Origin of the sequence: Legionella sp. PC997, from assembly GCF_014109825.1 — a bacterium.
Classification (GTDB): domain Bacteria; phylum Pseudomonadota; class Gammaproteobacteria; order Legionellales; family Legionellaceae; genus Legionella.
Genome location: NZ_CP059576.1, coordinates 1,684,233 through 1,697,286 on the forward strand (window position 1 = coordinate 1,684,233; position 13,054 = coordinate 1,697,286).

Consider the following 13,054-nt stretch of genomic DNA (forward strand, 5'->3'; position numbering starts at 1 on the left):
GCATATGTCGAATGAATTTAAGCCTTACCTTAACAAAAAAGAAAGTAATAGTGGGTTTAGTGCTTGGGATTATGAATCAATTATAAATAATGAAGCAAAAGCAGAAATTAATGAGGAGGAACTATTTCTTGCGGAATGTGAACGCTTGAAGCAAGAAGCTATAAAGAAGGGCTATTCGGAGGGAATGCAGCAAGCCCTGGCCGAAATTAATGACAAAAGAGAGCAGTTCATACGTTGGTTTGATTTATTACAAAATCCAGTAAAACTTCTAGATGAGCACGTTACCCAAGAAATCATTCAAACCATAATTTGGCTCAGCAAGCATTGTATTGGAGTCGAGTTATCCGTTAATCCAGAGCAATTAAAAAACTTATTCAATATCATCAAATTAGAGTTACCTTCTTTACAAACTAATAAAATACTTGCTATGCATCCAGAAGATGTAAATTGGGTTAAAAATGAATTTGGTGAAAAAGAAATACCTGGTTTACAAGAGATTTTGGTAGCAGATCCTTTATTGAGCCGTGGAGATTTCTATTTAAAAGGTGAATACAGCGAGTTAGATGGCCGAATATTTACTCGTTTAGCAACTTTGTTTACAAAATATATTAACCAGGATAACTTGATTCCACCCTTAAAAGATCAGGGTAACCAATGAAAATTTATGAGTCTCATCTGGTTGAGGTATTGTCTGAAATTCGCGAAAAAGAACATTCAGGACTATTGCATTGCGGCCGAGTAAGTCGTGCAGTAGGTCTTACTTTAGAAGCCAAAGGATTTCACCAACCTATTGGGGCACGTTGTTTTATTAATATTGATGGATCACGTACGATTGAAGCCGAAGTAGTTGGTTTTAGCCAAAATTGCGTTTATTTGATGTCTATAGGAGCGATTCAAGGACTCGCCCCTGGTATGATCATTACCCCAACTGGACGGGTCGCTCAGGTGGGAGTGGGAGCTCAATTACTTGGACGAATTGTTAATGGAGCGGGGGTTCTTATTGATGAGGGCCCACCTCTTGAGATGAAGGATTGCTATCCTTTAATTAGTCCAGCAGTTAATCCTTTAAAAAGAGCAATCATCGATACACCCTTGGATGTAGGCATTCGTGCAATTAATGGTTTACTCACTGTGGGGCGCGGACAGAGGATTGGTTTATTTGCGGGATCCGGTGTAGGAAAATCTGTTTTATTAGGAATGATGACTCGTTTTACCCAAGCGGATGTGGTGGTAGTTGGATTGATTGGTGAGCGCGGTAGAGAGGTTAAAGAATTTATTGAATCGAATTTAGGTGAAGAAGGTTTAAAACGCGCGATTGTTGTAGCTGCACCCGCAGATGAAAGTCCACTAATGCGTTTGCACGGTGCTAAAGTAGCGACTAGTATCGCTGAGTATTTTCGTGATCAGGGTAAACATGTGCTTCTCTTAATGGATTCATTAACTCGTTTTGCTCAGGCTCAACGAGAGATTGCTCTATCTATTGGAGAAGCCCCAGCAACGAAAGGTTATCCTCCTTCAGTTTTTGCCAAATTACCAAAGCTTGTTGAGCGGGCTGGTAATGGAGAACCAGGTAGCGGTTCGATTACTGCATTTTATACCGTTTTAACTGAGGGGGATGATTTGCAAGATCCGATTGCTGATGCAGCACGGGCTATTTTGGATGGGCATATTGTTCTAAGTCGAACGATTGCGGAAGAAGGACAATATCCTGCTATTGATTTGGAAGCTTCGATAAGTCGAGTAATGCAAACTATAGTACCTGAACAACAAATGAATGATATGCTATTATTCAAAAAATATTTATCCCTGTATGAGAAAAACAAAGATTTCATACTTCTTGGCGCTTATGCTAAAGGAAGCGATCCTAATCTTGATAAAGCGATTCAAGCTCGAGATAAAATTAGGGAATATATGGAACAAGGAATCAACGAACGAGTTGTTTATAAACAAAGTGTAGGGATTTTATCCCAATTAGTATCATCTTTTGGAGCTAATTGATGAGTCAGCGATTAGAGCGTTTAAAACAACTGTTGCAGATGAAAAAAGAAGCGACCTATGCCGCATACCAGGATCTTTTAAAAGCCCAGGAGCAATTCAAACATAATAAGTTAAAGCATGAGCAATTAGTATCTTATCGACAGGATTATTTAAAGCAAGTTGAAAAAATTGGTGAACAGGGAACTGTAGTGGCTCGACTACGTAATCGTATCGATTTTATTAGCCATTTGGATACAGCTTTAATACAATTGAATACGCATTTAGCATATTTAGGAAAGGTAAGGTCTAAAGCCGAACTTAATTACAAGCAAGCTAAAATTTCTGAAGAAGGAGTCAATCATTTGATTGACCGGGTTAACAAGAGCGAACAACTCAAAATCCAGCGCATAGAACAAAAAGAAAATGATGAGTATGCGCAAAAGCAATGGTATAGTAAAAAAATCAATGAGTAATCGAACACTAAGCGTTAGGAAAGTAGTAAAAAGAATATGGATGCTTTTAGCTATCTTTATTATCTTTATGGCTGTTTTATCCAGTATATTTCGATCGTTGACTCCTTGGGCAAAAGAATATAAGGGGGAAGTCGAACAGCATCTTTCAGTTCTCATAGGACAACCGGTAACGATACAAACGATGGAGACAGGATGGTATTGGTTTGAACCAGTACTTAAATTACATCAGGTTACATTGGGCAATGATTCAGACCATACCTTTCGTATCAACAAATTGTTAGTTGGTATTAACTTATTTAAATCATTATGGAATTGGCAGATTCAACCCGGAGTCCTCTATATTGATGACATGCATCTCAATTTGAGAGAAAAAGATCATCACTGGACTATTGATGGTGTTGCAACTGACTCGCTCAATAGCAGCGATATGACTCCCGAGAAAACCAAGCAAATATTAATCTGGCTATCGCAACAAGAGCATTTAATTATCAAACAGGTTTCCGCGTATTTTCATTTTAGCGATGGGGGATTGATTCCTGTTAATGGTTTAAATGTATCAGTAGTAAATCGAGGGGGACATTATAAATTTAAGGGCGAAGCACGCCTTGCACAAACCAGTAGCACTAATTTTCAGCTGTTAGGTGATGGATATTTTGATCCGGAACATTTTGAGGACATTGAAGGAAAATTTTATTTCTCAGCCAAAAATGTTGTGCCTGCTCAATGGCAAAGTTTATTTCCTAAAGCAACAGAACATTTGGAAGGCGGTAAAGGTTATATAAATTTATGGCTTGATGTGCATCATGGTGCCATCTCTTCCATACAAGCGCAGATAACCTTTAAGCGACTCGCTTGGAGATTATTGAACAATCAACAGAGCCAACTCATCCAATCATTTTTTGCCAATCTTTCTTGGAAACCCAACAGTTTGGGTTGGCAGTTTCAAGCCGATCCAATTAGATTGCGAATAGGTGGTGTGACATGGCCCGAGAATAAGTTATTGCTTAAATACAATAAAGAGCAACAAAGTTACCAATTATTTGTAAAGTCAATCATTATTGAATCATTGTTTTCTAATGCGATTAACTGGCCTAAAAGTATCCAAGATATATTGAGCATGAAGCCTAAAGGAGTCCTAAAAGATACTCAACTTCTTGTCGCTTTAAATACTAATGTGTCAGTTATTCCACCCGTTCCTGTTTTTAACACCTTTACTGTAAATGAACAGTCTACGTCAAAATCATCGTCCTCTCTTAGTACCCCCCAGAATATTACTGATCCATTACTAATAAGAAAAAATGATTTTTCCATTAGTGACTATTCAATAAATTATGTTTTAACACGTTTTGAGGAGTTAGGATGGAATGGCAAAGGAGCAATTCCTCAAGTAAGAAATCTCTCAGGTGTTATAAATTGGCAGCCGGAACAAGGACGTTTAGAACTAGATTCTGAAAATACCTCGGTAAAAGTTAAAGGATATCCAGAACAAGTCTTAACATTACTCAATGGAGCTTTTGAATGGAAAGAGTTAAGTGATGGTTTGCGAGTAAGTATGGAACGACTGGTAATAAATCAGCCCGAACTCACATTAAGTATGCGAGGCGCAATCGATCAGGTGACTCGAGAGTCTGTAGGTACTATTCGTCTCGGCATTGAGTTTTCTGGAAAGAATTGGCAAAAATGGGTGGCGTTTTTACCTAAAAAGTACATGAAACCCAAATTATATCTCTGGCTGAAAAATGATGTAAAACGTATTGCAGTCGCGAGTGGAAGGATAATTTTTAATGGTTTGGCAAAAGAATTTCCTTTCGATAACAATACTGGTGAGTTCACTTTAGAAAGTTATGCAAGCGGAGGAGAGCTTGCCATTAACTCAAAATGGCCGGTTGTCAAAGAGATTGATGGATACATTCATCTAAAAAATCGTAATCTCAATATTGATATAGTCCATGCTAATTTTCGGGGTGTACCGGCTAAGCAAATGTTTTTGCGAATTTATGACATTGGAAAAAATAAAGAGAATTTACTGGTGACTGGGAAAATTGATGCATCAGTACAAAAAATGATGAATTATGTGATGGCGTCACCTTTAAAGAAAAAACTGTCGCTTTTAAAAATGTTGTCCGTCAAAGGCTCCGCTTTACTTGATTTAAGTGTACAGGTTCCTTTATATCCAGAGAATGATGAGGTCCTTGCTAAAGGAAATGTGACCTTTAAAAATAATACGATAACTGTCAATCATGAATTAGGCCAATTTGCTGTACGAAATGTTTCAGGGGGTTTGATGTTTAATGAAACTGGAATAATCGACAGTTACCTGTTCGCCAATATCTTGGGTCATCCAATGAACATCAAAATTCAATCCGTTAAAGACCCCAAACCCGCTACAACAATTGCAATTACTGGAAAATGTACCGTTGATTCTTTGAAAAACCAATTTAAATTGCCACTTCTTTCTGTAGTTGATGGCTCATTTGATATGAATGCAGTTTTGAATTTGAGTGATAAACCTTCTGAGGCTGATAGCATCAGTTTTAATAGTACTTTGGAAGGATTGGAAGTTAATTTACCTGAGCCTTTAGGTAAAAAATCAGATACAAAGGCGCCTCTTCAGTTAAATCTTGACCTTAATGCGAAAAAAATGATGCGTTTGAATGGAAATTACGACAATCGTTTAAGTGCGGATCTTCTTTTTAAAAATGCGAAAGAAGCTTATGTTTTTGATTCAGGACAAGTACGTTTAGGTAGTGCTAATGCTGTAAATCAAAAATTGCCTGGGCTTTCAATTGTAGGTGTATTAAAAGGATTTGATTTACACGCATGGAAGGATGTATACAATCAATTTTCATCACCAAAAACAGGCGCATCCTTATTTAACAATTTGCGAATTATCAATGTAACTATAGATAAATTGGGTTTTTTGAAACAGCAATTTAATAAAATGAAAGTGAAAGCAAAAATTTTGCCGAATAAGGATTGGTCTTTTAATTTGCAACAGAAAAATATTGCAGCGGATTTAATCTATCGAGCACCTGCAAATGAATTAAGTGGTCATGTCTATCATTTAAATTTAGAGAAGATTGATACAGTAGGTGGCGATCTTGCTGAGAGCACCCAAGTACATCCAAAACAAATACCCAATCTTAACTTGCGGATTGATAATTTATCCGTAGGCAAAGTGCAGGTGGGGGATGTAACTTTAAAAAGTCAATCCACAGCTGAAAAGTGGAAAATGGATTATTGCCAAATTACTTCACCCGTATATCAGTTTAATATTCAGGGCGAATGGATTCAAAAGGAGAATAGAGATCAGACAAATTTTGACCTCAAACTGAGTATCGCCAATCTAGCTAAAACTCTGGAACGTTGGAATGTCACTCCCACGGTCCATGCAAAAAAAGGATATATGGAGTTTCATGGCGGTTGGAAGAAGAGTTTATATCAATTCTCTCTTGCATCGTTAAAAGGGACTATGTATTTGCAACTTAAAAACGGAAGGATTACGCATTTAAGTAAGGAGACAGAAGAAAAGTTAGGTCTCGGTAAATTATTAAGTATCCTAAGCTTGCAAACCATTCCGCGCCGTTTACAATTAGATTTTAGTGATTTGGCACATCAAGGGTATAGCTTCGATATTTTTCAGGGAAATTTTATTGTAAATAAGGGAATTATGGGCACACAAGACAGCTATCTTGATGGTCCTGTCGCTTATGCAAGCATGAAAGGCGATCTTGATTTGGTTAAACATACTTATGATCTAAACTTGAAAATATCCCCTCATATAACAGCCAGTTTGCCTGTTGTTGCAACTATTGCTGGTGGGCCTGTAGCGGGTGTTGCAGCCTGGGTGGCCAATAAAATTATTAATCAAAGTATGCAGAAAATTTCTGCGTATAGTTATAAAATTTCAGGACCTTGGGACGAACCTGTTGTGCAACAGCTCGATATTGTAAAGAAAATAATGAGAAAGGAAGAGTCCTAATCTTATGGATTTAGCTTAATGTTACATCTTATATTTGATCGTTATTGGGATATTTGTTTATTAAAAGAAAGTCCAGAAAATACACCATATTCCATTTCTCTAATGGTATTAAGTAGTATTTTACTGATTTTACTGATCACGATTGAATGGGATTATTCTTATTTTAATTCTTCCGAAGATCTCGTTAATAATGTCGCTACTTCAATATACTTGGTAATTTCTTATATCATTTATACCTATCTGGCTTTGTATTTAAAAGGATTGACTTCACGCTTGGTGCAAACAGTTACATCGTTATACTGTATCAACATTATCATCCATATATTAGTGGTACCGTTATTGATTTTAGCACCTTACTTGTCTCTTCCTAATCTAAAAAATCCCTTATTAATATTTGTAGGCATTCTTTATTTGTTTTTCAGTATAGGATTATCAGTTTGGCAGTTTGTTATCATAGCCCATATATTTAAGTTCGCGTTAAACACAACAGCAATTCAATCGGTCTTAGCCGCATTTGGTTTAATAGCGGTTAATATATTAACCGTTTCTTTTTTACAATGAGATAGGATTATCATGCATTTACATATTTTAGGTATAAGCGGAACTTTTATGAGCGCTCTAGCTTTATTAGCACGGGATGCAGGTCATAAAGTTACTGGTAGTGATGCGAATTGTTATCCACCCGTGAGCGATTTGCTTACTGCAAAAGGGATAATCTGGACTGAAGGGTATGATGATCCTACTTTAGCCTTGCAAGCAGATCTCGTTATTGTGGGGAATGCGATGAAAAGAGGGATGCCTGTACTCGAAGCGGTCATTGAATCAGGTAAGCAGTACACTTCTGGACCACAGTGGCTTGCGGAAAATATTTTATCCAAATATCGAGTAATCGCTGTTGCTGGGACACATGGTAAAACGACTACTACATCAATGATTGCATGGATTTTACATCAAGCAGGATTGAATCCTGGCTTTTTAATTGGTGGCGTATCTTCTGATTTTAAGACGAGTGCTTGTCTCGGAACAGGTAAATGGTTTGTGATCGAAGCAGATGAATATGATAGTGCTTTTTTTGATAAACGTCCTAAATTCATGCATTATCGCCCAAGAATTGCTATTTTGAACAATCTGGAATTTGATCATGCTGATATTTATCCTGATTTAGCAGCGATTCAATTGCAATTTCATTATCTGTTGCGAACTATCCCTGCCAGCGGTGTTGCCATAAAACCTCGAGATGATAAAGCACTTAATGAAGTAATTGAGCGTGGACAATATTCACGCATTGAAGAGTTGGCTTTGGAAGGGAACGCTCAATGGTCAGCCCAATTAATTGAGGAAAATGGCTCTGCCTTTAAAGTATTACATCATGGAAAAGAAGTCTCTGAGGTGAAATGGCCATTAATAGGGCGTTTTAATGTTGAAAATGGCCTAGCAGCTCTTGCTGCAAGTGTAAACGCTGGGATCGAGCCTAAAGTTGCAGCTGAGGCTTTAGAACGGTTTACGCCTGTAAAACGTCGATTAGAGGTTCGCTCAAATAAACATGACATAACGGTTTATGATGATTTTGCACATCATCCTACAGCCATTATGCGAACGGTTGATGCTTTAAAACGAAGCAATAGACATCAACGTATTTTTGCAGTGTTAGAGTTTGCATCCTACACCATGCGAACAGGGGTTCATGCGGATGAAATGGCGCATGCCTTGCAACCCGTTCATGGAGCGTATGTTTTAGAACCACAGGATTTCAATTTGCATGAAACAATAAGCAACTGGACTTGTCCCTATAAGATTTGTAAAAATCATGACGAAATAATTAAAGAAATAACCCATACAGTACAAGCAGGAGATGCTGTTTTGGTTATGAGTAACCGAGGTTTTAATGGAATTCATCAAAAGTTAATCAATTCTATAGACGAGCGGTTTTCAAGATAGATTTGGGACTCAGGACAGAGGATTACGATGTGAGATCCCTTGTTGCACTCAGGATGATTGCAAGAGATCCCCGGGTTCCTCTGCACCCAAGCTAAATCTAAGTTTAAACATTTCTTCATATCTGACTTGCTGAGTTATCCTCGAACTTATTGGGCATAAAAAAACTAGAAAAAAGACGTTTAATTCTTTTTATGTTCAATTAGTTAAATTAATAGTTGCAATATTTTTTATAGGTTGCTATAAAAAATGAAGGCGTTTACATTTTTGGACAATGACGCGTTGCAGTTATTGCGGGTCAGATTTGCAGGAGGGACGCAATGACAGAGTTTGCCGAATTTCAGCAAAAAGCAAAAAAACTAGCAACGTGTTTGGCGCGATCTTATGGACACCATGTGGGATGTTTGAATTTTTTTTCTTTATTCGTTCCTAATCATGTTGCTATCGATGATGCGGCTACAATAAGCATTCTGGCTCACAATTTAGATGAGACCTATGAACTAATCCAATATGTTAAAGTTGTTAAGAGAGATCTTACGCTAACTCTAGATGATTTCAATGAATTTAAAAGAAAGGTTATTATTGGAATATATTTGGTCAAGTGGATCCAATATAATTCTTCAGTCAGTAATTATCTTTACCAGTCTCTGATTGAGTTATTTCGTAGTCATTTAGAAATTCAATCTCTTGATGAAATGGATAAGGATTTTTTTAATTCATGTTTGAGCGAGTTCAGTTATTATTGCACTTTTGTATATGAACGGCGCGAAGAAGAAACATACCGGGAACTAAATAAGCGATTAGGAGCAACAATTCAAAAGGACATTCATGAAGCAAAATATTTTTCATCTAGCAAGAATTCTTCAGCTTTATTTGGGCTTTATAGAGGAATTATGAATTCTTTGGGAATGAGTATGTATTAAGGAGGATGTATGACTTTTATTCCGCCAACGTTTGCAAAACTTAGAGTCAATACGCTGAACTTAGAAACTAAATATTCCACTATATTGGGAAGGTATACAGTAGTGGATAGTCAGGTCAGTGAGGGATCCTCTGCACTGGATGTATTAATAGCTAGAACAAATGAAATAATTAAATGTAAATCAGATCGAACTCCTCAAATTGAAGTGTTTAATCAATTGGTTAATGAATTACGCCAAATCCCGAAAGAAAACAAAAAGGATACAGAGCAGGGAACTATGTTTTTATTAGGGGCATTAATTCATCGTTATTTTCGACTGATTAAGGAGTATGACAATCATAATTATTATGCCTCTTGGACGATATGGGGTAAATGTAATGTAACTGATTGCAGGTTATTTCAAGCGATAAGAAGAGCATTGCAATTTAAAGAATTAGACGAAGTAAAAAAGACTTTTAGAGTAGATGATTTAAAAATTCTTGATGTTGTAACTATTGTCAAAGCATTAGAGGTTTTTCGTAATAACATGCTGCTTGAAGATAAAGAACATGTTGCTCGATTTATGAAATACCCGCACTTTGCTGAAGATAAAAATTTCAAACCGTACTTACAGGACATTATTGATGAACATGCGCGAAGAGGAGCAGCTATTCTAAATCAGTTTGCAGCAATTGAATTCATTAAAACTTTAGCAGAACAAATTGAAAATGAACGGCAACAGCTGGAGAAAGATATAGAAAAATGGTGTAAAGGGGTAGCCAAAGATTATAAAGATTTTAAGGTCTTTAAAAATTTAGATGATGAGGCAATAAATTCAAGCCTAAGTAAATATGTGGAATCAGAAACATCCAGAAATATAATTTTTAGTTTATTTTATACTCCATTAATACAAGACAACCTTGAGTCCACAGAGCACAGCTCCTTTTTAACCAAAATGAAAGGTTGTTATGATTCAACATGCAGCTATATGCTTTTTGGTGGTTATGTATTGCTATTACAACAGTCAAAAACGCTAGATACCGATCTACTCTTTACGCTTCAGCAAGCTTTAGGTTTGGAAAAAAATCTGGATGAATTAACTCAAGACGATATGCTCAATGGGGTGAAGTTTCTCAAACAATTCCTTGAAACAGAGCCTGGCGCTGTCTTGGATTGCACATTTTTCAATGGAAAAGTTAAAATGCTTACGGCCATCGCAAGAGCTGAGAAAGAGCTCACCTATCAGGAAGAGCAGAAAAAAGACGAAGTGGTGATACTTACTGTTTAAATTTTATTGAAAAAGTATCTTATTTGGATTATTTATATACAAGTCGACGGTATAAATTATCTTATAGCAGTTATTGGTGTTAAATTGGGTGAAGTCTTTGGGCAGAAGAGTCCTGTCGATTAACTTGGAGAACTTGATCTAGCCCAAGAAGATTGAGTTGGGTCAAAATTTCTCCATGAGAGATCTGAATTATCAGAATTTCTTACGTAAAGCACCTTCAATATAGGTTCACAGGCCTTTTCTTAGATAAATTCTTATTAAGAATTTGCTGTTGCTCCTCTATATTATCTACAGAGGTAAGTGCACTCTTTATACTTTCTTCCAGTATTTGAAATGAATACCATTCCTAACATATGTGGTTCATATTAGTTCAAATTTGGCTCCATTTGTAAGCTGGAGTTAATAATGATCGGATTAAAGAAGAAAATAAAGGATGAGGTGCACTTAAATATATCCAAGAAATAAACAAGGAACGGAAACTATTTTCTATTCCCAGAGATATTTGTTCTTTTATGAATAATCAAAGCGCTAATGAAAACGGATTAAAATCGGTTTTCACATCATAATGATCTACATTATCCTTTCGCTTTAAATAATTGGAAACATGATAAGTAATGGGTAATGCACATATTTCATACAATACTTTGAATAAATACATCGTTCCAATAATTTGCCAAATCGCCGCATAGGGAATTATGAATAAAAAAGCAATATGAGTAAAAAGTAAGGTATCGATACCTACACCGATCATTGTGCTTGTAATCGCTCGCAACCAAAGCCGCTCACCAGATGTTAACACTTTCAGTTTGGCCAGAATAATTGAATTGGCAAATTCACCAAAAAAATAACTAATGACAGAGGCTGTGAATACCCTTAATGTTCCTTGATATACAGTTGCATAAGCTTCTTGATGAGACCAAAAAGGTGAAGGAGTCAGATAAATGGTAAGCCAGGTGCCCAAAAAAACGATAGTATTCGCCAGTAATGCCATCCAAATAATCCGTCGACTCACTTTAAATCCATATACTTCAGTCAAAATGTCATCAAAAACATAGGTTAAAGGAAAAAAAATTAAACCCGCAGCAAAACTAATTGAACCAAAAGCAGCAATTTTAAAGGCTGCTAAATTCGATAAAATTAAAAAAGTTGTAAACAAAATTCCTACACTAATGACACTGGATTTGTTGGCGGATGTATGTTTAGGGAACCTTTTAATTAGATCCAGGTTATTTGTTAGTTCGGCCGAATATAAAGCTGCGATATGTGCTACATCTTCATGCGAAAAATTATCCAACCATTTTTTATGGTACAGTTCACTTATAGGCTTATCAAAAGTGACTGCCTTATCAGTAACTTGGACTTTAACGTAAACTTTAGCTGTATTTAGATAGTTCTCGTCAATTGAAATAATCCGATATGCATTTGAAATAATTTTACCTGTAGAGGTCTGAAACAGTTGTTTTATTCGCTGAAATAATTTATTGATCATGGTTTTATATATTGAGAAACGATAATGACTGACGCCCTTATTATGCCTAAAAATAAAGCTAAAGTCAGTACGATTACGCTTGAGACGCTTATTGGACAATCCATTCAAATGGAGCCACTTACTATAAATCATTATGCCAATTTGCGTCATCCGGCTAATGATGCCCGTATTTGGACCTACATGCCAAATAAAGCGAATGGAGAGTTTTATGATTCCTGGTTTCAAGATTGTTTGTTAAAGCAAGTGCAGGGTTTACAATTCACGTATGTGATAAGAAGATTTAAAGATAACGAGTTAATTGGAAGCCGAGCTTATTATGAGATCGACTTGCAACATAAAAAATTGGAAGTGGGCTATGGCTGGCTGACGCCATCAGTATGGGGTAAGCAGTACAATCATGAGTCGTTATTTTTGTTATTTCAAAATGCATTTGAAGCGTGGAGCCTTAATCGGGTTCAAATCGCAACAGATCCTCGTAATGTGAAAAACTACAATACATTAAACAAATTAGGCGCTACAAAAGAGGGTATTCTGCGTCAACATATGATTCATCACAATGGACAGGTCACAGATACGGTTTTATATAGTATCCTTGCTGAAGAGTGGCCTGAAGTGAAAAAGAAGTTAGTAGAACGATTAAAACGTGTAGAATGTTAATGAAGGAGCTGCTTTAGGTTTTATAGTGGATGGTACTCCGGATGTTCAGGGCCTAAAATAAGGCGTAGTAAATTACCTGAAAAGACTGCATATTCAGCTGCGAGGAGAGGGTCCAAAGATTCGTGTTGATTATTTGAACTAATGTAGTATTCATCCTCTTGTTCAAAAGGATATTCCTCTTCCTCTTTTAACGATTTTTGGCCCCAACGCAAAGAAATACTTTCCCATGGGATCAACTCTGAGTTGATAAGTAGTATAAATAAGTATAGTTAAAAATCGAATCTACTGTGGCGGCTCTGCGTTGTTCAAATAGCTTTAGCAGAATTATAGATAAGTACCTGGCGGCTTTTAG

General features: G+C 36.5%; 11 protein-coding genes. 9 read left to right on the forward strand and 2 right to left on the reverse strand.

Annotated features, from left to right (window positions below):
- Positions 1 to 4: 4 nt before the first annotated feature.
- The 8 genes from HBNCFIEN_RS07150 (at position 5) to HBNCFIEN_RS07185 (ending at position 10,556) form a co-directional block, all read left to right on the forward strand.
- Entirely contained in the window at positions 5 to 658 is a 654-nt protein-coding gene (locus tag HBNCFIEN_RS07150) for a flagellar assembly protein FliH (RefSeq protein WP_182393398.1), read from the forward strand.
- Positions 655 to 1,998, forward strand: coding sequence for a flagellar protein export ATPase FliI (gene fliI / locus HBNCFIEN_RS07155; RefSeq protein WP_182393400.1), 1,344 nt, complete (start codon positions 655 to 657; stop codon positions 1,996 to 1,998). The genes HBNCFIEN_RS07150 and fliI overlap by 4 nt, the downstream gene beginning before the upstream one ends.
- The gene (gene fliJ, locus HBNCFIEN_RS07160; protein ID WP_182393402.1) at positions 1,998 to 2,450 is read left to right on the forward strand and encodes a flagellar export protein FliJ; all 453 of its coding nucleotides are present in this window, start codon (positions 1,998 to 2,000) and stop codon (positions 2,448 to 2,450) included. Before fliI ends, fliJ begins: the two co-directional genes overlap by 1 nt.
- Positions 2,443 to 6,432, forward strand: coding sequence for a YhdP family protein (locus HBNCFIEN_RS07165; RefSeq protein WP_182393638.1), 3,990 nt, complete (start codon positions 2,443 to 2,445; stop codon positions 6,430 to 6,432). Before fliJ ends, HBNCFIEN_RS07165 begins: the two co-directional genes overlap by 8 nt.
- A gap of 18 nt (positions 6,433 to 6,450) precedes the next feature.
- Positions 6,451 to 6,993, forward strand: coding sequence for a hypothetical protein (locus HBNCFIEN_RS07170; protein ID WP_182393404.1), 543 nt, complete (start codon positions 6,451 to 6,453; stop codon positions 6,991 to 6,993).
- Positions 6,994 to 7,005: 12 nt separating this feature from the next.
- Complete coding sequence (mpl, locus tag HBNCFIEN_RS07175) at positions 7,006 to 8,370, forward strand: UDP-N-acetylmuramate:L-alanyl-gamma-D-glutamyl-meso-diaminopimelate ligase (RefSeq protein ID WP_182393406.1); 1,365 nt, start codon at positions 7,006 to 7,008, stop codon at positions 8,368 to 8,370.
- Positions 8,371 to 8,687: 317 nt separating this feature from the next.
- Positions 8,688 to 9,290 (forward strand): hypothetical protein, encoded by a 603-nt coding sequence (locus HBNCFIEN_RS07180; protein ID WP_182393408.1) that lies wholly within the window; start codon positions 8,688 to 8,690, stop codon positions 9,288 to 9,290.
- Positions 9,291 to 9,299: 9 nt separating this feature from the next.
- On the forward strand, positions 9,300 to 10,556 hold the full coding sequence (locus HBNCFIEN_RS07185; RefSeq protein ID WP_182393409.1) for a hypothetical protein: 1,257 nt from the start codon (positions 9,300 to 9,302) through the stop codon (positions 10,554 to 10,556).
- A gap of 520 nt (positions 10,557 to 11,076) precedes the next feature.
- On the opposite strand, the gene HBNCFIEN_RS07190 is transcribed toward HBNCFIEN_RS07185, so the two are convergent.
- Positions 11,077 to 12,045, reverse strand: coding sequence for a queuosine precursor transporter (locus HBNCFIEN_RS07190; protein WP_182393411.1), 969 nt, complete (start codon positions 12,043 to 12,045; stop codon positions 11,077 to 11,079).
- Between the two features lie 24 nt (positions 12,046 to 12,069).
- Here HBNCFIEN_RS07190 and HBNCFIEN_RS07195 point away from each other — a divergent pair, with 24 nt between their 5' ends.
- Complete coding sequence (locus HBNCFIEN_RS07195) at positions 12,070 to 12,702, forward strand: GNAT family N-acetyltransferase (protein ID WP_182393413.1); 633 nt, start codon at positions 12,070 to 12,072, stop codon at positions 12,700 to 12,702.
- A gap of 20 nt (positions 12,703 to 12,722) precedes the next feature.
- On the opposite strand, the gene HBNCFIEN_RS07200 is transcribed toward HBNCFIEN_RS07195, so the two are convergent.
- The gene (locus tag HBNCFIEN_RS07200; RefSeq protein WP_182393414.1) at positions 12,723 to 12,914 is read right to left on the reverse strand and encodes a hypothetical protein; all 192 of its coding nucleotides are present in this window, start codon (positions 12,912 to 12,914) and stop codon (positions 12,723 to 12,725) included.
- Positions 12,915 to 13,054: the final 140 nt, after the last annotated feature.